The sequence below is a fragment of the Streptomyces meridianus genome (genome assembly GCF_023703325.1).
GTDB classification, from domain to species: Bacteria; Actinomycetota; Actinomycetes; order Streptomycetales; family Streptomycetaceae; genus Streptomyces; species Streptomyces meridianus.
In genome coordinates this window covers 67,868-88,627 of sequence record NZ_JAMQGM010000029.1, presented here as the reverse complement: position 1 = coordinate 88,627, position 20,760 = coordinate 67,868, and the positions used below count along the sequence as shown (strand labels likewise).

Annotated in this window: 17 protein-coding genes and 2 tRNA genes; 12 read left to right on the top strand and 7 right to left on the bottom strand. The window is 70.1% G+C overall.

Annotation, left to right across the window (positions count from 1 at the left end; translation table 11 throughout):
* Nucleotides 1-3 precede the first annotated feature (3 nt).
* Genes yidC through rpmH form a run of 4 tightly spaced genes read right to left on the bottom strand, consistent with a single transcriptional unit; the run spans nt 4 to nt 2,040 of the window.
* On the bottom strand, nt 4-1,122 hold the full coding sequence (gene yidC / locus M1E25_RS14160; protein ID WP_251415131.1) for a membrane protein insertase YidC: 1,119 nt from the start codon (nt 1,120-1,122) through the stop codon (nt 4-6).
* A 3-nt stretch (nt 1,123-1,125) separates the two neighbouring features.
* A complete protein-coding gene (yidD, locus tag M1E25_RS14155; protein ID WP_251415129.1) occupies nt 1,126-1,449 on the bottom strand; it encodes a membrane protein insertion efficiency factor YidD in 324 nt (107 codons plus the stop codon).
* On the bottom strand, nt 1,446-1,886 hold the full coding sequence (gene rnpA, locus M1E25_RS14150) for a ribonuclease P protein component (protein ID WP_251415127.1): 441 nt from the start codon (nt 1,884-1,886) through the stop codon (nt 1,446-1,448). Before rnpA ends, yidD begins: the two co-directional genes overlap by 4 nt.
* 16 nt (nt 1,887-1,902) lie before the next feature.
* Nucleotides 1,903-2,040: a 50S ribosomal protein L34 gene (gene rpmH, locus M1E25_RS14145; protein WP_251415124.1), complete on the bottom strand. Its 138-nt coding sequence runs from the start codon at nt 2,038-2,040 to the stop codon at nt 1,903-1,905.
* A 456-nt stretch (nt 2,041-2,496) separates the two neighbouring features.
* Between rpmH and dnaA the strand changes: the two genes are divergently transcribed.
* The 11 genes from dnaA to M1E25_RS14090 all read left to right on the top strand — a co-directional run bounded on the left by dnaA (nt 2,497) and on the right by M1E25_RS14090 (nt 17,001).
* Nucleotides 2,497-4,353 (top strand): chromosomal replication initiator protein DnaA, encoded by a 1,857-nt coding sequence (gene dnaA, locus M1E25_RS14140; RefSeq protein ID WP_308290426.1) that lies wholly within the window; start codon nt 2,497-2,499, stop codon nt 4,351-4,353.
* Nucleotides 4,354-5,209: 856 nt separating this feature from the next.
* Nucleotides 5,210-6,340: a DNA polymerase III subunit beta gene (dnaN, locus tag M1E25_RS14135; RefSeq protein ID WP_251415366.1), complete on the top strand. Its 1,131-nt coding sequence runs from the start codon at nt 5,210-5,212 to the stop codon at nt 6,338-6,340.
* A 79-nt stretch (nt 6,341-6,419) separates the two neighbouring features.
* Nucleotides 6,420-7,298, top strand: coding sequence for a phosphogluconate dehydrogenase (NAD(+)-dependent, decarboxylating) (gene gnd / locus M1E25_RS14130; protein ID WP_251415118.1), 879 nt, complete (start codon nt 6,420-6,422; stop codon nt 7,296-7,298).
* 45 nt (nt 7,299-7,343) lie between these two features.
* Nucleotides 7,344-8,486 (top strand): DNA replication/repair protein RecF, encoded by a 1,143-nt coding sequence (recF, locus tag M1E25_RS14125; RefSeq protein ID WP_251415116.1) that lies wholly within the window; start codon nt 7,344-7,346, stop codon nt 8,484-8,486.
* Nucleotides 8,483-9,043 (top strand): DciA family protein, encoded by a 561-nt coding sequence (locus tag M1E25_RS14120; protein WP_251415113.1) that lies wholly within the window; start codon nt 8,483-8,485, stop codon nt 9,041-9,043. The genes recF and M1E25_RS14120 overlap by 4 nt, the downstream gene beginning before the upstream one ends.
* 308 nt (nt 9,044-9,351) lie before the next feature.
* On the top strand, nt 9,352-11,421 hold the full coding sequence (gyrB, locus tag M1E25_RS14115; RefSeq protein ID WP_251415110.1) for a DNA topoisomerase (ATP-hydrolyzing) subunit B: 2,070 nt from the start codon (nt 9,352-9,354) through the stop codon (nt 11,419-11,421).
* 63 nt (nt 11,422-11,484) lie between these two features.
* Nucleotides 11,485-14,115 carry a DNA gyrase subunit A gene (gyrA, locus tag M1E25_RS14110; RefSeq protein WP_251415107.1) on the top strand — a complete coding sequence of 877 codons (2,631 nt, stop codon included), beginning with the start codon at nt 11,485-11,487 and terminating at the stop codon, nt 14,113-14,115.
* Between the two features lie 3 nt (nt 14,116-14,118).
* Complete coding sequence (locus M1E25_RS25770; protein WP_251415104.1) at nt 14,119-14,859, top strand: DUF3566 domain-containing protein; 741 nt, start codon at nt 14,119-14,121, stop codon at nt 14,857-14,859.
* A gap of 93 nt (nt 14,860-14,952) precedes the next feature.
* A tRNA-Ile gene (locus tag M1E25_RS14100) sits at nt 14,953-15,026 on the top strand.
* A gap of 226 nt (nt 15,027-15,252) precedes the next feature.
* Entirely contained in the window at nt 15,253-15,387 is a 135-nt protein-coding gene (locus M1E25_RS14095; protein ID WP_251415102.1) for a DLW-39 family protein, read from the top strand.
* Between the two features lie 264 nt (nt 15,388-15,651).
* The gene (locus M1E25_RS14090) at nt 15,652-17,001 is read left to right on the top strand and encodes a hypothetical protein (protein WP_251415100.1); all 1,350 of its coding nucleotides are present in this window, start codon (nt 15,652-15,654) and stop codon (nt 16,999-17,001) included.
* A 1-nt stretch (nt 17,002) separates the two neighbouring features.
* Here M1E25_RS14090 and M1E25_RS14085 read toward each other — a convergent pair whose 3' ends face one another.
* Both M1E25_RS14085 and M1E25_RS14080 read right to left on the bottom strand, forming a co-directional pair.
* Nucleotides 17,003-18,208, bottom strand: a complete 1,206-nt coding sequence (locus tag M1E25_RS14085) for a serine/threonine-protein kinase (protein WP_251415098.1) — start codon at nt 18,206-18,208, stop codon at nt 17,003-17,005.
* Between the two features lie 22 nt (nt 18,209-18,230).
* A complete protein-coding gene (locus M1E25_RS14080) occupies nt 18,231-18,782 on the bottom strand; it encodes a DNA-binding protein (RefSeq protein ID WP_251415096.1) in 552 nt (183 codons plus the stop codon).
* A 162-nt stretch (nt 18,783-18,944) separates the two neighbouring features.
* Between M1E25_RS14080 and M1E25_RS14075 the strand changes: the two genes are divergently transcribed.
* Nucleotides 18,945-19,017 (top strand) — tRNA-Ala (locus M1E25_RS14075).
* Between the two features lie 312 nt (nt 19,018-19,329).
* Here M1E25_RS14075 and M1E25_RS14070 read toward each other — a convergent pair.
* Nucleotides 19,330-20,736 carry a hypothetical protein gene (locus tag M1E25_RS14070; RefSeq protein ID WP_251415094.1) on the bottom strand — a complete coding sequence of 469 codons (1,407 nt, stop codon included), beginning with the start codon at nt 20,734-20,736 and terminating at the stop codon, nt 19,330-19,332.
* Between the last annotated feature and the right edge of the window lie 24 nt (nt 20,737-20,760).

The following is a 20,760-nucleotide window of genomic DNA, read 5'->3' as shown; positions in this document are numbered from 1 at the left end:
TCCTTACTTCTTGGACGGGTGCTTGGGCCGCTGGCCCTTGCCCGACTTGGCGTTACGGGAGGAGCCGCCGACCTGCCCGGGTGCCCGGCCCTGCGGCTTCGACTTGTCGAGCGTGGGTGCCTCGGCCTCCTCGCCCGCCGAAGCCGACGACGCCTTCTGGGGCGCCTGTCCCTTGGACGTGCCCTGCACCGCTCCGGAGTGCCGCTTGGCCTTGCTCACCCGCTTCGGCTGCTGGCGGTGGGCACGAGCCTCCTCGACGGCCTTCCTGGCAGCGATCTCGGCCGGGTCCTCCTGCAGCTTGCCCTTGGCACGCAGCCGCTCCTGGCGCTCCTTGAAGGCGAGGCTGCCGGGCGTCGGGTTGCGGCGGATGACGAACATCTGCTGGCCCATGGTCCACACGTTGGTGGTCAGCCAGTAGACGAGGACACCGACCGGGAAGTTGATGCCGAAGACGGCGAACATGATGGGGAAGACGTACATCAGCATCTTCTGCTGCTGCATGAACGGCGTCTTCACCGTGGTGTCGACGTTCTTCGTCATCAGCTGGCGCTGGGTGTAGAACTGCGACGCCGACATCATCAGGATCATGATGACCGTGACGACCCGGACGTCGGTCAGCGAGGCGCCGAGTGCCTCCACCTTGCCGGCGGAGTCCGTGAACTTCACCGACAGCGGGGCACCGAAGATGTGCGCGTTACGGGCGCTGTCCAGGAGCGTCTGGTTGATCACGCCAACTTTTTCGTTGTTGGCGATGTGGTTCAGAACCTGGTAGAGCGCGATGAAGAACGGCGACTGGGCCAGGATCGGAAGACAGCTCGAGAGCGGGTTGGTGCCCGACTCCTTGTAGAGCTTCATCATCTCTTCGGACTGGCGCTGCTTGTCGCTCTTGTAGCGCTCCTGGATGGCCTTCATCTTCGGCTGGAGCACCTGCATGTTCCGCGTCGCCTTGATCTGCTTCACGAAGAGCGGGATCAGGCAGATGCGGATCAGGACCACCAGCGACACGATGGACAGACCCCAGGCCCAGCCGCTGTCCTTGTCGAACACAAGGCTGTACAGCGAGTGGAACTGGACGATGATCCAGGAGACAGCGGTATAGAGAGGACCGAGGATCGTGTCCACGAATCAGGCTCCTTGGGCGTTGGGCTGAGTCTCGGGCTTGTGCTGTTCCGCCGGCCTCCCGGTGGAGTGATCACTCCACCGCTTCCGCAGCCTTTGGTGCCAGACCGGATGCTTCCGGGGTGGTACGTGGTCGACGCCGCCGAGTGACCAGGGATTGCACCGCAGGATGCGCCAGGCGGTCAGCACCGTTCCCTTGACAGCGCCGTGCCGGTCGATGGCCGTGTACCCGTAGTGCGAGCACGACGGGTAGTACTTGCAGACCGGCCCCAGCAGGGGGCTGATGGTCCACTGGTACAACTTGATCAGCCACAGCAGCGGGTATTTCATCGCGGTGGCCTCCCCTCGGCGTCGCCTCCGGAGTCCCCCGTGCCGGAACCCGGGGATGTACCCCGGCCCAGGAGCCGCTGCAGCGCGGCGTCCAGGTCACGGGCCATCTGCTGATGGCTCGCTTCCCCGGCGCCGGGCAGCGCCCGTACGACCACCAGGCTACCTGCGGGCAGCCGAACCAGTCGGTCCCGGACGAGATGACGCAGCCGCCGCTTCACGCGGTTGCGGACGACCGCGCCGCCCACGGCTTTGCTCACGACGAAACCCGCACGTGCCGGGGAAGCGCTCTCCCCAGGCGCGTGCGGGCTCATGCTCCCCTGTACTGCTGAGGGGCTGCACAGGTGGACGACGAGGAAAGGGCGCCCGGCCCTACGTCCTCGGCGTACCGCGGTCGCAAAGTCCGCGCGCCGCCTCAGCCGGTTGTCGGTGGGCAGCACTGCAGACCCGTTGCTATCAGGCGGACAGCTTGGCGCGACCCTTGCCACGGCGGGACGCGAGAATCGCGCGGCCGGCACGGGTGCGCATGCGCAGCCGGAAGCCGTGGGTCTTCGCGCGGCGGCGGTTGTTCGGCTGGAAGGTGCGCTTGCTCACTCGGGGGCTCCAGAAATGATTCGGGTGATGGCGGGACGTCGCTTGGCTGTCACCGTGCGCCGGCGAGGGAGCTCGCATACGCCCGAGTGCACCGCTTCACCACTCAACACGTTCGCGTGGTCTTTGCCCATCGGAGGCAGGCGGCAGCAGCCATCGACAACTCGACCTCGACACGGTACGCGCGGCGGCGTCATCCGGTCAAACCGCGTCCCGGCGGGGCGGCCGCGCACCGGGCGGAGGCCGCTCCACGCCCGGGTCGCCCCGTGATGACCGGCGTGGGACGCGGGGCTCGCACCTGGCACATGTGTGCACACCCTGTGGGCAACGACTTGAACCGCACATGCTGCGCTGACTACCGTGGCTGAACTCCGGATTCTTCCCGCCCCGTCCCGGAATCCAGCACACGGCGGGACCTGCCGGCGCCGTCCGCGCCCAGTGAGTGAGAGAGCGTGCCCTGTGGCTGACGTACCTGCCGATCTTGCCGCAGTATGGCCTCGGGTGCTCGAGCAACTCCTCGACGAAGGGCAGGGGATCGAGGCCAAGGACCAGCGGTGGCTGAGGGACTGCCAGCCCCTGGTGCTGGTGGCGGGCACCGCGGTGCTCGCCGTGCCGAACGAGTACGCCAAGGGGGTACTCGAGGGCCGGCTCTCCCCGGTCATCAGCGAGGCCCTCAGCCACGCCTGCAATCAGCCGATCCGGCTCGCCGTCACCGTGAGCGCCTCCGAGGCCGCACCGGTTCCGACACAGAGCCGTCCCCCGTCGCGGCCCGCGGAGCAGCAGCCCTACGAGGACCCGGCCCGGGACGTCCCGTCCGGTGGGTACAACGGCTACGAGAGCTATGAGGGCTACGACGGCTACGGCCGGACCGGTGAGTCGCTGCCGACGGCCCGCCCCGCGTACCCGGACTACCCGCGGAGCCGTTCCGGGGCCGACGCCTGGCCCGGCTCGCCCCCCGGCAGGGGCGGCCCCGGACTCCACGAGCGCCACGACGAGTACTACTGGCAGCAACAGGGACGCGACGGTTACCGCGAGCGCACCTCGTACACCGGACCGCGCAACGAGGCACAGCAGGACCACCCCCCGATGCAGCGGCACCACGACGCGTCGCAGGGTTACCCGCGGCCGAGCGGGCGCGCACCGTACGAGCAGCACCGTCCCGGGATCCCGGAGCAGCAGGCGTCGGGCTCCCACGGCGGCCGGAGCGGCCCGCAGTCCGCGCCCAGCGGAGCCCCGGGGCCCCTGGCCGCGCAGCCGGCGCCGGCACCGGGCCCGGGCGAACCGACGGCCAGGCTGAACCCGAAGTACCTGTTCGACACGTTCGTCATCGGTGCCTCGAACCGCTTCGCGCACGCCGCCGCCGTCGCCGTCGCGGAAGCACCGGCGAAGGCGTACAACCCGCTGTTCATCTACGGCGAGTCCGGCCTCGGCAAGACGCACCTGCTGCACGCGATCGGCCACTACGCCCGGAGCCTCTACCCGGGGACGCGGGTCCGCTACGTGAGCTCGGAGGAGTTCACGAACGAGTTCATCAACTCCATCCGGGACGGCAAGGCGGACGCGTTCCGCAAGCGCTACCGGGACATGGACATCCTGCTGGTCGACGACGTCCAGTTCCTCGCGAGCAAGGAGTCGACGCAGGAGGAGTTCTTCCACACGTTCAACACGCTGCACAACGCCAACAAGCAGATCGTGCTGTCCTCGGACCGGCCCCCCAAGCAGCTGGTGACGCTGGAGGACCGGCTCCGCAACCGCTTCGAGTGGGGCCTGATCACCGACGTCCAGCCGCCCGAACTGGAGACTCGGATCGCGATCCTGCGCAAGAAGGCTGTCCAGGAGCAGTTGAACGCGCCGCCGGAGGTGCTGGAGTTCATCGCCTCCCGGATCTCCCGCAACATCAGGGAGCTGGAGGGTGCGCTGATCAGGGTGACGGCGTTCGCCAGTCTCAACCGGCAGCCGGTGGACCTCGGTCTCACCGAGATCGTGCTCAAGGACCTGATCCCAGGCGGCGAGGACGCGGCACCCGACATCACGGCGACCGCGATCATGGCGGAGACCGCCCAGTACTTCGGTCTCACGGTGGAGGACCTGTGCGGCTCGTCACGCAGCAGGGTGCTGGTGACGGCGCGGCAGATCGCCATGTACCTGTGCCGTGAGCTGACGGACCTGTCGCTGCCGAAGATCGGCGCGCAGTTCGGTGGCCGTGACCACACCACCGTGATGCACGCGGACCGCAAGATCCGGGCGCTCATGGCCGAACGCCGGTCCATCTACAACCAGGTCACCGAGCTCACGAACCGCATCAAGAACGGCTGACGTCGCCGGCCCCAGGGCCACGGCGGGGCGGGAAGGGCGCTTCCGGAGGGATCTCCGGAGGCGCCCTTCGTCGTCCCCGGCCCCGGGGCCTGTTCGATTCCGGAGCAGGGAGGGCAGGTTCTCCACACCGGGACGCCAGTTGTGCCGTCCACACCCTGGGGACTGCCGAGTTGTCCAGATCCTGTCCACAGCGGAGGCGGCCGGAACATCGTCGCCGGTGGTCAGAGGGGTGTGGAATTGTGGGCCGGCGATGTCCACAGACTGTGCACCGGCCGGCTACTCCGCGGACGTCCGGAGGGTTGTCCACCGGCCGCCCACAGGCAGAAGCGTGTTGTGCACAGCCTTTCCACACGGTTGTCCACTGTTCGGCAACACAACACACGAGGTCACCGGTGCGAGTGAAAGGCATCACATCGAGGTTGCCGGCATACCTGGGGAGAACCTGGGGAAAGCTGGGGACACAGCTGGGGAGAACCGGCCCTCCCCTGTGCACCGGGTGTGCAGAACTTCCGGGCATCCACAGAACAGCCGGGTTGTCCACCGTGCCCGCCCACAGGCCCGGTGGACAAAAAACGGGCTCTGACCTGGCGATACAGGGTTTTCCACCGTTTCCACAGGCCCTACTACTACGACTACCTTTATCCAGCTGGGAACTCGTTCGGAAATGGGCCCTGTGCACAACTCGGCCCGCTGGCCCCGCCCCGCACCGACGGTGACTTGACCCCGACCCGCAACGGCTGTCGGCGGCGTACGTCAGACTGGTCTCCGGCAACGGCACCCCGCATCCGGCGGACGCAGCCCGTTGCCGTCGACGAAGGCCGGCAGGGCGAGCGAGAAACAGCAGGAGGCGGTTCCGGTGAAGATCCGGGTGGAGCGCGATGTACTCGCGGAGGCAGTCGCCTGGGCGGCCCGCAGCCTCCCGGCCCGTCCGCCGGTGCCGGTGCTCGCCGGCCTGCTGCTGAAGGCCGAGGAGGGCACCCTGAGCCTCTCCGGCTTCGACTACGAGGTCTCGGCGCGGGTCTCCGTGGAAGCGGACGTCGAGGAGGACGGCACCGTCCTGGTCTCCGGCCGGCTGCTGGCCGACATCTGCCGCGCCCTGCCGAACCGGCCGGTCGAGATCTCCACCGAAGGCGTGCGGGTCACCGTGGTCTGCGGTTCCTCGCGATTCACACTCCACACCCTGCCTGTGGAGGAGTACCCGGCGCTGCCGCAGATGCCCACTGCCACCGGCACCGTCCCCGGCGAGGTCTTCGCCGCTGCCGCCGCACAGGTCGCCATTGCCGCCGGACGCGACGACACCCTGCCGGTGCTCACCGGTGTACGCATCGAGATCGAGGGCGACACCGTCACCCTGGCCGCCACGGACCGCTACCGCTTCGCCGTCCGCGAGTTCCTGTGGAAGCCGGAGTCGCCGGACCTGTCGGCCGTGGCCCTGGTCCCCGCCAAGACGCTGCTCGACACCGCCAAATCCCTGACCAGCGGCGACACCGTGAGCATCGCCCTGGCCGGGTCCGGTGCCGGTGAAGGCCTGATCGGCTTCGAGGGCGCGGGACGCCGGACCACGACGCGGTTGCTCGAGGGCGATCTGCCGAAGTACCGGACGCTGTTCCCGACCGAGTTCAACTCGGTGGCCGTGATCGAGACCGCGCCCTTCGTCGACGCCGTCAAGCGGGTGGCCCTGGTCGCCGAGCGGAACACCCCGGTCCGGCTGAGCTTCGAGCAGGGCGTGCTGATCCTCGAAGCCGGTTCCAGCGACGATGCACAGGCTGTGGAGCGGGTGGACGCGCAGCTCGAGGGCGACGACATCTCGATCGCCTTCAACCCCGGCTTCCTGCTCGAGGGGCTCAGTGCCATCGACTCCCCCGTGGCCCAGCTGTCCTTCACCACCTCGACCAAGCCGGCGCTGCTCAGCGGCAGGCCGGCGGTCGACGCCGAGGCCGACGACGCGTACAAGTACCTGATCATGCCGGTGCGCCTGAGCGGCTGAGCCCACAGGTGAGCCCCGTCGGCCCGGCGTAGGCTCGGGCCTGGGTACGAAGCACACGACTAGGTCAAGAGGAACACTGATGGAGCTCGGTCTCGTCGGTCTCGGCAAGATGGGCGGCAACATGCGCGAGCGCATCCGCCGCGCAGGTCACACCGTCATCGGATACGACCGCAATCCGGAACTCGCCGACGTCAGCAGCCTGGAAGAGCTGGTGGGCAAGCTCAAGGGCCCGCGCGTCGTCTGGGTCATGGTCCCCGCGGGTGCCGCCACCCAGGCCACGATCGACGAGCTCGGCGGGCTGCTCTCGCCCGGTGACGTCGTGGTCGACGGTGGCAACTCCCGCTGGACCGACGACGAGAGGCACGCCGACGAGCTGGCGGCCAAGGGCATCGGCTTCGTCGACTGCGGTGTCTCCGGCGGCGTCTGGGGCCTGGAGAACGGCTACGCGCTGATGTACGGCGGAGACGCCGAGCACGTCGCGAAGGTCCAGCCGGTCTTCGACGCCCTCAAGCCGGAGGGCGACTTCGGCTCCGTCCACGCGGGCAAGGTCGGCGCGGGCCACTTCGCCAAGATGGTCCACAACGGCATCGAGTACGCCATGATGCAGGCCTTCGCCGAGGGCTGGGAGCTGCTCGAGGCAGTGGACTCGGTGACCGACGTCCGCGAGGTGTTCCGCAGCTGGCAGGAGGGCACCGTCATCCGGTCCTGGCTGCTCGACCTGGCCGTCCGCGCCCTGGACGAGGACGAGCACCTGCACCGGCTGCGCGGCTTCGCCCAGGACTCCGGCGAGGGACGCTGGACCGTCGAGGCGGCGATCGACCACGCGGTGCCGCTGCCCGCGATCACCGCGTCGCTGTTCGCCCGCTTCTCCTCGCGCCAGGACGACTCGCCCTCGATGAAGATGATCGCCGCGCTGCGCAACCAGTTCGGCGGCCACGCGGTCGAGTCGGCCAAGTAACCGGGAACATCCGAGGGAGGTCGGCGGCTCGGGCCGCAGCGCGTCATGCACGTTTCGCACCTGTCGCTCGCCGACTTCCGCTCGTACGCCCGGGCCGAGGTTCCGCTCGGCCCGGGCGTCACGGCGTTCGTCGGCCCCAACGGCCAGGGCAAGACCAACCTCGTGGAGGCGGTCGGCTATCTCGCCACCCTCGGCAGTCACCGGGTCTCCTCGGACGCGCCGCTGGTGCGCATGGGCGCCGACCGGGCCGTCGTGCGGGCGTCCGTGGTGCAGGGCGAGCGCCGGCAGCTGATCGAGCTCGAGCTCAACCCCGGCCGCGCCAACCGCGCGCGCATCAACCGGTCCTCGCAGGTCAGGCCGCGCGACGTGCTCGGCATGGTGCGCACGGTCCTGTTCGCTCCCGAGGACCTGGCACTCGTCAAGGGCGATCCGGGTGAACGCCGCCGGTTCCTCGACGAGTTGATCATCGCCCGTTCGCCGCGGATGGCCGGGGTCCGGCAGGACTACGACCGCGTCCTCAAGCAGCGCAACACCCTGCTCAAGAGCGCTGCCATGGCCCGCCGCCACGGGGGGCGCTCCGCGGACCTGTCCACCCTCGACGTCTGGGACCAGCACCTGGCGAGGGCGGGCGCCGAACTGCTCGCCCAGCGGCTCGACCTGGTCACCGTCCTCCAGCCGCTGGCCGACAAGGCGTACGAGCAGCTGGCTCCCGGCGGAGGACCGGTCGCGCTCGAATACCGGACCGCCGCCCGGGAAAGCAGCGATGCGCCGCCCGCCAGGAGCCGGGAGGAGCTGTATTCAACGCTTCTCGCCGCGATGTCCGAGGCCCGCAGGCAGGAGATCGAACGCGGCGTCACGCTCGTCGGTCCGCACCGGGACGACCTGCTGCTCCGGCTCGGACGGTTGCCGGCCAAGGGTTACGCGAGCCACGGCGAGTCGTGGTCGTTCGCGCTCGCGCTGCGACTGGCGTCGTACGAACTGCTGCGCGCGGAGGGCGACGAGCCGGTGCTCGTCCTGGACGACGTGTTCGCCGAACTCGACGCGAAGCGCCGGGAGCGCCTGGCGGAACTGGTCGCCCCCGGCGAGCAGGTGCTGGTCACGGCCGCCGTGGAGGAGGACGTCCCCGACCTGCTGACCGGGGCGCGCTACGTCGTGGCCGATGGCTCCGTGGAGAGGGTGCAGGCATGAGCGACCGGCCGCAGGACGATCGGCCGCAGGACCGTGGGCCCGGGGTGGACGCGCCGGCCGAAGCGTCCGGGGTGGACCTGGCGCGGGTGGCGCTCCGGGCCGCGAAGGAGCAGGCCCGGGCCCGGGGGGCGGTCGTCCAGCAGCGCAAGCAGGCCCGGCGCGGCGGTCTGCGGTCGGGTGCCCGCGCGGACGGCCGGGACCCGCTGCCACTGGGAGCGGCGATCAACAGGCTGATCACCGAGCGCGGCTGGGAGGCCCCGGCGGCGGTCGGCGGGGTCATGGGGCGCTGGCCCCAGTTGGTCGGTGCGGAGGTGGCGCAGCACTGTGCGCCGCAGAAGTACGACGAGGAGGCCCGCGTCCTGACCGTCCAGTGCGATTCGACGGCGTGGGCGACCCAGCTGCGGCTGCTGGCGCCGCAGCTCGTCGCGCGGCTCAACGAGGACCTCGGCCAGGGCACGGTGCGGCTGATCAAGGTGCTGGGGCCCGGGGGCCCGCAGCGCCGTTTCGGACCCCTGCGGGCACCGGGGAGCACCGGCCCCGGCGACACCTACGGCTGACTGTTCCGGGTATCCGCGGAGCGGCCGGCCGAGGCCGTCCCGCGGGTGATCCACATCACGCCGCCGGGGATGCGCCGGACGGTAGTCGAGGGTTGACAGTCGGAAGCGCTGAGTGCCGCTGTGAGCCTCTTGGAGGCCTGGCCCGCATATGGGGAGTCGGTGGACGCCAGTTCAGGGCGGCACATGCGGACTGAGGCACCCGCAAACCCCCATGCGTGTCACCGCTACCGGTAGACTGGTCGCAATCCCGCCGACTCGCGGAACAAGTCGAACGACGCAGCCGCTCCCGCATGCCCCGGAGACGGTTTGTGCTGTGCCAGAAAGGGCGCTTCGTGGCCGATTCCGGCAACCCCAACGAGAACATCACCGCTCCCCAGGCCGAAGGGGCCGAAGCCGGCTCCGTTGGCCCCCAGCAGGCCGGGCCCGCGCCGGAGAAGGCGTCGTACGACGCCAGCGCGATCACGGTCCTCGAGGGTCTGGACGCCGTCCGCAAGCGGCCCGGCATGTACATCGGCTCCACCGGCGAGCGCGGGCTGCACCACCTGGTGCAGGAGGTCGTCGACAACTCGGTCGACGAGGCCATGGCCGGGCACGCGGACACCATCGAGGTCACGATCCTGCCCGACGGCGGCGTCCGGGTCGTCGACAACGGCCGCGGCATCCCCGTCGGCATCATCGCCTCGGAGGGGAAGCCCGCGGTCGAGGTCGTGCTGACTGTGCTGCACGCGGGCGGCAAGTTCGGCGGCGGCGGCTACGCGGTCTCCGGCGGTCTGCACGGTGTCGGTGTCTCGGTCGTCAACGCCCTGTCGAGCCGGGTCTCGGTGGAGGTCCGTACGGACGGCTACCGGTGGACCCAGGACTACAAGCTCGGTACCCCCACCGCGCCGCTGGCGAAGAACGAGGCGGTCGACACCACCGGCACCTCGGTCACGTTCTGGGCCGACCCGGACATCTTCGAGACCACCGAGTACTCCTTCGAGACGCTGTCGCGGCGCTTCCAGGAGATGGCGTTCCTGAACAAGGGGCTGGCCATCTCGCTGACCGACGAGCGGCCGGCGCACGTCGACGAGGACGGCAAGCCGCTGAGCGTCCGGTACCACTACGAGGGCGGCATCGTCGACTTCGTGAAGTACCTGAACGCCCGCAAGGGCGAGCTGATCCACCCCTCGGTGATCTCGATCGAGGCCGAGGACAAGGAGCGGATGCTCGCGGTGGAGATCGCGATGCAGTGGAACTCCCAGTACTCGGAGGGTGTCTACAGCTTCGCGAACACGATCCACACGCACGAGGGCGGCACCCATGAGGAAGGCTTCCGTGCGGCGATGACCGGCCTGGTCAACCGCTATGCGCGGGACAAGAAGCTGCTGCGCGAGAAGGACGACAACCTCACCGGCGAGGACATCCGTGAGGGTCTGACGGCGATCATCTCGGTGAAGCTGGGCGAGCCGCAGTTCGAGGGCCAGACCAAGACGAAGCTGGGCAACACGGAGGCCAAGACCTTCGTGCAGAAGATCGTCCACGAGCACTTCTCGGACTGGCTGGACCGCAATCCGAACGAGGCGGCGGACATCATCCGCAAGGCCGTGCAGGCGGCCACGGCCCGGGTCGCGGCCCGCAAGGCGCGTGACCTGACCCGCCGCAAGGGCCTGCTGGAGAGCGCGTCCCTGCCGGGCAAGCTGAGCGACTGCCAGTCGAACGATCCGACCAAGTGCGAGATCTTCATCGTCGAGGGTGACTCCGCCGGCGGTTCGGCGAAGTCGGGACGCAATCCGCAGTACCAGGCCATCCTGCCGATCCGCGGCAAGATCCTGAACGTGGAGAAGGCGCGGATCGACAAGATCCTCCAGAACCAGGAGGTCCAGGCGCTGATCTCGGCCTTCGGCACCGGGGTCCACGAGGACTTCGACATCGAGAAGCTGCGCTATCACAAGATCATCCTGATGGCGGACGCCGACGTCGACGGCCAGCACATCAACACCCTGCTGCTGACGTTCCTCTTCCGCTTCATGCGGCCGCTGGTCGAGGCCGGGCACGTGTACCTCTCCCGCCCGCCGCTCTACAAGATCAAGTGGGGCCGGGACGACTTCGAGTACGCCTACTCCGACCGGGAGCGTGACGCCCTGATCGAGCTCGGGCGGCAGAACGGCAAGCGGATCAAGGACGACTCGGTCCAGCGCTTCAAGGGCCTCGGCGAGATGAACGCCGAGGAGCTGCGGATCACCACCATGGACACCGACCACCGGGTCCTCGGCCAGGTGACCCTGGACGACGCGGCACAGGCCGACGACCTGTTCTCGGTGCTGATGGGCGAGGACGTCGAGGCCCGGCGCTCCTTCATCCAGCGCAACGCCAAGGACGTCCGCTTCCTCGACATCTGAGTCGGCCCGCGTCTCCCGGCCCCGCGCCGGGAGCCCCCCTCGCGAAAGGACAGTTGACCGGCCATGGCCGACGACAACACCGAGAACACCCCCGCACCGGGCGCCCCTGAGATCCCCGCCAGCGAGCAGCCCGTGACCGAGGGCGTCGGCATGCGTGTCGAGGCGGTCGGCCTCGAGACGGAGATGCAGCGCAGCTACCTCGACTACGCGATGAGCGTGATCGTCAGCCGCGCGCTGCCGGACGTGCGCGACGGTCTCAAGCCCGTGCACCGCCGCGTGCTCTACGCGATGTACGACGGCGGGTACCGGCCCGAGAAGGGCTTCTACAAGTGCGCCCGCGTCGTCGGCGACGTCATGGGTACGTACCATCCGCACGGCGACTCGTCGATCTACGACGCCCTGGTCCGCCTGGCGCAGTCCTGGTCGATGCGGATGCCGCTCGTCGACAGCAACGGCAACTTCGGTTCGCCGGGCAACGACCCGGCCGCCGCCATGCGGTACACCGAGTGCAAGATGGCGCCGCTGTCGATGGAGATGCTCCGGGACATCGACGAGGAGACCGTCGACTTCCAGGACAACTACGACGGCCGCAACCAGGAGCCGACGGTCCTTCCGTCGCGTTTCCCGAACCTGCTGATCAACGGCTCGGCGGGCATCGCGGTCGGCATGGCCACGAACATCCCCCCGCACAACCTGCGGGAGGTGGCCGCCGGCGCGAAGTGGGCGCTGGAGAACCCCGACGCCTCGAACGAGGAACTGCTCGACGCCCTCATGGAGCGCATCAAGGGCCCGGACTTCCCGACCGGCGCGCTCGTCGTGGGCCGCAAGGGCATCGAGGAGGCGTACCGCACCGGTCGTGGTTCGATCACGATGCGTGCCGTCGTCGAGGTCGAGGAGGTCCAGGGCCGGCAGTGCCTGGTGGTCACCGAGCTGCCGTACCAGGTGAACCCCGACAACCTCGCGCAGAAGATCGCCGACCTGGTGAAGGACGGCCGGATCGGCGGCATCGCGGACGTCCGCGACGAGACCTCGTCGCGGACCGGTCAGCGTCTGGTCGTCGTGCTGAAGCGGGACGCGGTCGCGAAGGTCGTGCTGAACAACCTGTACAAGCACACCGATCTCCAGACGAACTTCGGCGCCAACATGCTGGCGCTCGTCGACGGCGTGCCGCGCACCCTCTCCCTGGACGCGTTCATCCGGCACTGGGTGACGCACCAGATCGAGGTCATCGTCCGGCGGACGAAGTTCCGGCTGCGCAAGGCCGAGGAGCGGGCCCACATCCTGCGCGGCCTGCTGAAGGCCCTGGATGCGATCGACGAGGTCATCGCGCTGATCCGGCGCAGCGACACGGTCGACACGGCGCGCACCGGCCTGATGGACCTGCTGACGATCGACGAGATCCAGGCGAACGCCATCCTGGAGATGCAGCTGCGCCGGCTGGCCGCCCTGGAGCGGCAGAAGATCATCCAGGAGCACGACGAGATCCAGGCGCGGATCGACGAGTACAAGGCGATCCTCGCCTCGCCGCAGCGCCAGCGGGAGATCATCCGCGACGAACTCACGGCTCTGGTCGACAAGTTCGGCGACGACCGCCGCAGCAAGCTGGTGCCCTTCGAGGGCGACATGTCCATCGAGGACCTGATCGCCGAGGAGGACATCGTCGTCACCATCACGCGGGGCGGCTACGTCAAGCGGACGAAGACGGACGACTACCGGTCCCAGAAGCGCGGCGGCAAGGGGGTGCGCGGCACGAAGCTGAAGGAGGACGACATCGTCGAACACTTCTTCGTGTCCACGACCCACCACTGGCTGCTGTTCTTCACGAACAAGGGCCGGGTCTACCGGGCCAAGGCGTACGAGCTCCCCGACGCCGGCCGGGACGCGCGGGGCCAGCACGTGGCGAACCTGCTGGCCTTCCAGCCGGACGAGCAGATCGCACGGATCCTCGCGATCCGGGACTACGAGACCGTGCCGTACCTGGTGCTGGCCACCAAGTCCGGCCTGGTGAAGAAGACCCCGCTGAAGGACTACGACTCCCCGCGCTCCGGTGGTGTGATCGCCATCAACCTGCGGGAGACCGAGGGCCGGGGCGAGGACGAGCTGATCGGCGCGGAGCTGGTGTCCGCCGCCGACGACCTGCTGCTGGTGAGCCGGAAGGCGCAGTCCATCCGGTTCACGGCGACGGACGAGTCGCTGCGTCCGATGGGCCGTGCCACGTCCGGTGTGAAGGGCATGAGCTTCCGTGAGGACGACGAGCTCCTGTCGATGAACGTCGTCCGGCCGGGGACCTTCGTGTTCACGGCCACCGACGGCGGCTACGCCAAGCGGACGGCGGTCGACGAGTACCGGGTCCAGGGCCGCGGCGGTCTGGGCATCAAGGCCGCCAAGATCGTGGAGGACCGGGGCTCGCTGGTCGGCGCCCTGGTGGTGGAGGAGAGCGACGAGATCCTCGCCATCACACTGGGCGGCGGGGTCATCCGGACCCGGGTCGATGAGGTCCGGGAGACGGGCCGTGACACGATGGGCGTTCAGCTGATCAACCTGGGCAAGCGCGATGCCGTGGTCGGTGTCGCGAGGAACGCCGAGGCCGGGCGGGCGGCTGAAGAGGTCGAGGAGATCGTCGAGGCGGTTGCCGAGACCGGGTCCGAGGTCGCCGAGGGCGCCGAGTCCTCGGTCGGGAGCGTGGAGGAGTAGGTCGTGAGCGGAGCCACGGAGGCCGGACCGGACAAGCCGGGAGTCGGGGAGACGTCTCCCTCCGGTCCGCCGGCCGCACCGGAGGGAGACCGTGGCTCCGCCGGTGACGGTGACAGCGGAGGCCGGGCGCAGCAGAAGGCATCGCCGGGTGAGGACACTCGGGGTGAGAACACTCAGGGTGGGGGCACCACGGTGACCGAGACACGTCAGCCACAACCGCAGCCGCAGCCACAGCCGCAGCCGCAGCCGCCGCTGCCGCCGTACCGGCCCGCGCAGCCGCAGGCGTCGCCGATGGTGGTCCCGCAGGGCGATCACGGGCCTGCGGGCGAGAAGCCGGTGCGCCGGCCCCGTACCGGGGTACAGGTGGCTCCCCGGACGCGCAAGGCGCGGCTGCGGGTGGCGAAGGCCGATCCCTGGTCGGTGATGAAGGTCAGCTTCATGCTGTCGCTCGCGCTGGGGATCTGCGCGGTGGTCGCGGTCGCCGTGCTGTGGACGGTCATGGACGCGATGGGCGTCTTCAGCACCGTGGGCGGGACGATCAGCGACGCCACCGGGTCGGGTCAGGGGGGCGGTTTCGATCTCGAGACGTTCCTGTCGCTGCCCCGGGTGCTGATGTTCACCGCGGTGATCGGCCTGATCGACGTGGTGCTGGCGACGGCTCTGGCCACCCTCGGTGCCTTCGTCTACAACATCTCGGCCGGTTTCGTCGGTGGCGTGGAGCTCACCCTGGCGGAGGACGAGTAGCCGCTGGTGACGCGCTGTCCGTGTGCTGAAGCCGGAGCTGCCGTACCGATTTTGGGACCTGGCAGGTGGTGCGCTAATCTTTCGGTGCAGCGCGGGGCTATAGCTCAGACGGTTAGAGCGCTTCCCTGATAAGGAAGAGGCCACAGGTTCAAGTCCTGTTAGCCCCACCGCGAGAAGGGCCCCGGTCTTCGGACCGGGGCCCTTTCTGTTTCTCCGTGACGGTCTGCGCGGTGCCGCTCGACGCACCGCCTGCGTCCCGGGCCCCGGAAGTGCCGGGATTGCAGCGTCCGGCGGCCGAGTTGGGGGAGGGACGGAGGTCACCGATTGGTATCGGCCGGTGTGTATCATCGGCCGCCAGAGGTCCCCTACGTCAATGAAGGACGAGGTCGCGCGGTGAAGAAGATTCTCCTGGTCGCACTGGCCGCCATCGGCGGGCTCCTCGTGTACCGCCAGATCCAGGCGGACCGCGCCGAGCAGGATCTGTGGACGGAGGCGACCGACTCCGTGCCCGCAGGTTCGGGTGTGTGAGCCGAAAAGACGCGTTGCGGAGCCCCGACTGCCGAGCGGTCGGGGCTCCGCGCCGTCCGGGGCCGAACGGAACGGGACTCCTGACCGGGACTCCGTCACCGGCGGCCGGCGGCACGCGCTTTTCGGCCCCCCAGCTGACCAACTACGGCGCATCCGGGGCAGGATGGGACCGGTCGCGGGCGCTTGCGGGCATGGGCGGCGGGCGGGCGTGCCCCGGTGCCCCTGGGGCGCGCGGCGGGGACGGACGACGAGGGGTGGCACGGGATGGGGCAACGCAGCAGGGCCCGGCTGGGGCTCGCCGGAATGGCGGTGCTGTGCGCCGTCGCCGCTGCTCAGGGACAGGCGATGGCCGGGACCGGGGGGAATCCGCGGGCCTACGGGGCCGAGGGGAAGGCGGTGCACGGCGGAGCCGGCGGCGACCGGGCCACGCCCCTCGGACCGGGTCAGTACACGGACAGCATCGGACCCGGCGAGCGGCTGTACTACACGGTCGACCTGGACGCGAAGTCCAGTGCCTTCCTCTCGGCGACCGCCGCTCCGCGCCCGGGCACCGGCGTCGCGTCCTACGGCGACGGCATCACGGTCCGGCTGAGGAGCAGCTCCGGCGAGCACTGCAGCGAGAAGTCGGTGGGTTTCTCCGGCGGTGACGAGTCCTATCCGATCGCGGACTACGCCTCCCGCACGATGAACCCCGGACCGAGTGCGCGGTGCCAGAAGGCCGGCCCCTACCTGTTCAGCGTGGAACGCAAGGGCAGGGAGAGCTCCGACGCGGGCCGCTGGCCGCTCGAGATCCGCTTCGTGAACGAGCCCGGTGCCCCCGGTGAGACCACCACGCCTCCCGCGGAAGGGAGTTGGAGCTCCGATCCCCCCGTTCCGCCGTCGGGTACGCCGAAAAGAGCCCGGGGCGGCAGCGGGTTCAACGATGCGGGCCCGATCGCCGACGGCGTCTGGAAGGACCGCGTCCGTCCCGGTGAGACGCGCTTCTACCGGGTGCCGGTGGACTGGGGCCGACAGCTCTTCGCCGCCGCCGAGATCCCGGACACGGAGAAGGCGGCTGCTTCCGGCTATGTCTCGAACGCCGTGGGCCTGACCTTGCACAACCCCGCGCGCGGCCACGTCACCGACGACTTCGAGTCCTACCGGGGCGAACAGGTGGGCAGTGCCGTCGGGACCGCGCCCGTCGCCTACAACAACCGCTTCGACGCGCAGAGCAGCGTCAGCGCCGTGCGTTTCGCCGGCTGGTACTACCTCGCCGTCACCGTGCACCGCGACGTCACGCAGTTCTTCGACGGGGAGGTGCCCGTCACCCTGCGCATCGACGTGGAGGGGGAACGGACGGCGGCACCCGAGTACGACGGCGACGCTGCGGAGGCCGGGTTCGCCGTCACCGACGAGGACCTCGAGGCGGCGAAGAACGGCACGGCCCCGGCGGGCGGGCTGTCCGCGGGAACGCTGCGGGTGATCGGTGCGGCGGGCATCGGGACCGGAACGGCGTTGGCGCTGGGGCTCGCGGGGTGGACGCTGGTCGCCCGGCGCCGGGCTGCTGCCGGGATTCCGGCGACGCAGCAACCACCGCCGCAGGAAGGACGGTTCGGGCCGCCCCCCGGCTGGTGAATCAGCCCGTGGTCAGGGCCCAGATGCCGACCGCGAAGCACAGCAGGGCCGCGAGGAGCACCGGGACCGCCACCTTCGCCGGCGGCCCGGGCCGCAGCGGGGCAGCGGATGCCGGTGTTCCGGGTGCTTCGGGGGGCCGGCCGGGTGCGGTGAAGGCATGCGTGGCCACGTCGCGTTCGGTTGCAGCGGGGGCAGGCCCGGGCGCGGGGGCGGACGGCGGTGCCCCGTGCGCCGGATCCGCACCGGGGCCCGGCCGGTGGGCAGCGGTGGCGGACTGCTTCGTTGCGAGCGGGAAGCCTCCGGTGCCCTCCGCGGACGACGTCCCCGCCGTGTCCGGACCGTCCGGACCGAATCCGGGAGGCAACGGCCCGATCCGGTCGAAGACTTCGACGGGGTCGCCGGGGCCGGCCTGCGGCAGCAGCTCGACGGCCGCGGTGAGAGCCTTGCGGGCGCCCGTGGCGGTACGGAACCGGGCGTGCGGGTCCGGTTGGAGCAACGTGGCCACGACCTGCCACAGCGGCTGCGGAATGCCTGCCGCGGATTCGGGCGCACCGTGTTGCGTGAAGTGTTCGACGATTGCGCGCGAGTCGGGCTTGCGTCCCTGCAGCAGGTAGAGCGCGACCAGGCCGACCGCGAACAGGTCGGCGGGGAAGTCCGGTTCGGCCCCGCGCAGTTGCTCGGGTGCGACATAGCCCGGGGTTCCCACCACGTAGTCGGTCTCGGTGAGCCGCGGCTCGCCCTTGCGCATCGCGATGCCGAAGTCGGACAGCCGCAGGTGCGGGCGCTTCGTCCCGGTCGCCTCGAGCAGGATGTTGGCCGGCTTGATGTCCCGGTGGACGACGCCCTCGGCGTGGACCGCGGTGACTCCGGCGAGCAACTGGTCGAGCAGCGTGCACACGAACCGTGGCGGCAACGGCCCGAAGTCGCCGACGAGATGGGCGAGGGAACCGCCGCTGACGAGGTCCATGGTGAAGAGGACCTTGTCGTCGTCGGCGGCCCAACTGGCCGGTGCCAGGACGTGCGGGTGGTCGATCCGCAGGGCCTGCTCCCGGACGAAGCGCAGCAGTGTGTGGGCGTCGCTCTGCAGCAGCACCTTGGCGGCCACGTAGCGTCCGCGGCGCCGGTCCCAGGCGCGCCACACCGCCCCCGCTCCGCCTCGCCCGACCGGATCGATCAGCTCGTACCGGCCGGCGAAGACCTCACCCATCGCCCCGTGTCCGCCTCTGTCCTCAGTTCTGGTGTGCCTCGTAGTGGGCGACGGCGTCCGCGGTCCGTCCGGCGCCGTACACCCGGAGGAACTCTGCCAGTTCGGGGTGGGCCGGGGCGAGGGAATCGGCGGCGTCGATGACGTCCCCCGCGGCCGACACGGACCTGAGCAGCGACTGGATCTCCCGGACCACCCGGCGGACGGTCGGGGCACCCGAACTCGGCGTGCTCTGCGCGGTGCTGCTGCTCAGCATCGAACCCCCCGAGGACTGCTTGATCTCGTCCATGCGGCCGGCAGCCTCGGCAGCCGTGACGGTGCCGTCCGCGACGTTCCGGGCGAGTTCCTGCAGCGCCTGCACGCGCTGCACCACCGCGGGGTTGCCGATCTTGGCGCGCTGGCCGCTCATCAGCTGCGACAGCATGGGCGCCGAGAGGCCGAGGGAGGCCGCCAGGCGCGCCTGGTTGAGGCCGAGGTCGTCGATGAGCCGCCGGAAGAGAGTGCCCAGTGGTTCCCCGTACCAGCTCCGCTGGAGCTCCCGGGCTTTTGCGGTGGCCTCCTGCTGTGCAGCATCCATGACGACTCCCCTTCGCTGCTGCGAACCTCGGCGCCATCCTACGAAGCGTGACCGGGGGCGGGGAGTCCCCCGTCCCTTTGTGAGAATCCCTGGGGGAGCGGGTACTCTGGTCTGCGGCGAACGACGGGAAGCAGCGATGCCCCGGTCGGATCCGCCGTCCGAGGGGCCTTAGCTCAGTTGGTAGAGCGCTGTCTTTGCATGGCAGATGTCAGGGGTTCGACTCCCCTAGGCTCCACCTGTTCGAACCCCTCTGACCTGCGGAAACGCGGTCAGGGGGGTTTTCTGTGCCGATTTTCGTGCTGCCGTGTCGACGCGGCGGTGGCGGCAAGGGGTTCGAGTGGCCAGCGCCTTCAAGGGTTCTGCCGGCTCCTGACCCCAGGCGGCCCCCCGCGATGTGCTGGTGGCGGCCGTTGCCCCGGAGGCGTACGAGGGGTGGGCGCGGGCCTTCGATCTCAACCTCCGACCGGATGCTCTCGGAGGCGGCGGAGGACGACTACTGGCTCGTCGCCCCTGGTCGGGCCGGGGTGCCGGGTGACGACGCCCGGGCCTACCAACCGGTGAACAGCAGGTGGTTGACCAGGAGGGCGAGGACGGCCTGTGCGGTCAGCCAGCCGCGCCGGGTGCCGGCCGGGAGCAGCGCTGCGGCCGGGAGCAGCCACAGGGCGAACGGCAGCCAGATGCGCTCGGTCTCCGCCTTGCTCATGCCGGACAGATCGGCGACGGCGACGGCGAGCAGGGCGGCCAGGACGAGGAGGGCCAGTCGGTCCGTGGAGGTGGGCGGCCCCTCGGACGGCCGTCGTCGCAGCAGGCGTCGTACGGCCGAGGGCTGGGCCGCCAGGGATCTGCGGAGGCCGGCGACCGTGGCGAAGCCGACGAGGACCACGGTGCAGGCGAGGTTCGCCCAGACCCAGTAGGAGTACGGACGCACACCCGCGGCCCCTTGGTAATAGCGCTCGACCAGCAAGTGGTAGGCCTGCCACCAGTCGAAACCGGCCAGGGTGAAGGCGGCCGGGACGACGAGGGCACCGGCCGACCACAGCGGAAGCGGACGAGCGGTCCGGGCGATGACCAGGACGGCGGCCGAGATCACGGCGAACAGGGTCAGGCCGTACGAGAGGTAGCACGTGAGGCCGAACAGGAGGCCCGCCCCCAGGGCAGCGGCGGCGGCGGACCGGCCCGTGCCGGTGGCGGCCAGCGCGAGCAGTGCGACCGACCCGGCGGCGACGGCGGTGAAGTACCCGTCGGCCGAGGCGCCCGTCCAGATCGCGGACGGGGCCAGGACGAGGAACGGTGCGGCCCTGCGGGCGAGTGACTCGTCGGCCAGGGCCCGGACGGCGACGAGTGCGGCGGCCGAGGCGGTGCTGCCGAGGACGATGCACCAGATCCCGGCCCAGGAGCCCCCGCCGAGACCGATGCGGTCGAGCCCCACGAAGGTGAGGACGGCACCCGGCGGATGGCCGGCGACGTGCGCCGGCCACGGGTCCGGAAAGCCGAAGAGGATGTGCCGGTCGAATTCGCGCAGAGCCGCTCCGACGTCGTCGAAGCGGTCCACGGCCCGGAGGTACTCGTACCGGGTGGTGAGACGCCGGGCGACGCCGCGGTGCCAGCCGTCGACGAGAGCCAGCGAGAAGATCCAGGCCAGGGAAGCCGTCCAGGCGGTGACCAGGAGAGCGCGCCAGGGGAGCCGTTCCGCCAGGGCCGGACCGCAGGTGATCACCGCCAGGGCGATCGTGATCGCGGCCGGCGTGCCGAACCCGAGATGCGGTTCCCAGACGGCGTACAGCGGAGGCCAGTTGACGCGCAGGGTTCCGTCGGCGCGCTCGATGACCTGGCCGATGCACACGGCGGCGGTGACGAGCAGGGCGCCGCAGCCGGCGGCGATCAGATCCGGGCGGCGGCTGCCCGGAAGCTCACGGACGGTCCGCGGGTCCCTGGTGCGTGCTTCGGTCGTCACACCGGCACGTTAGGCGGCCCGCGG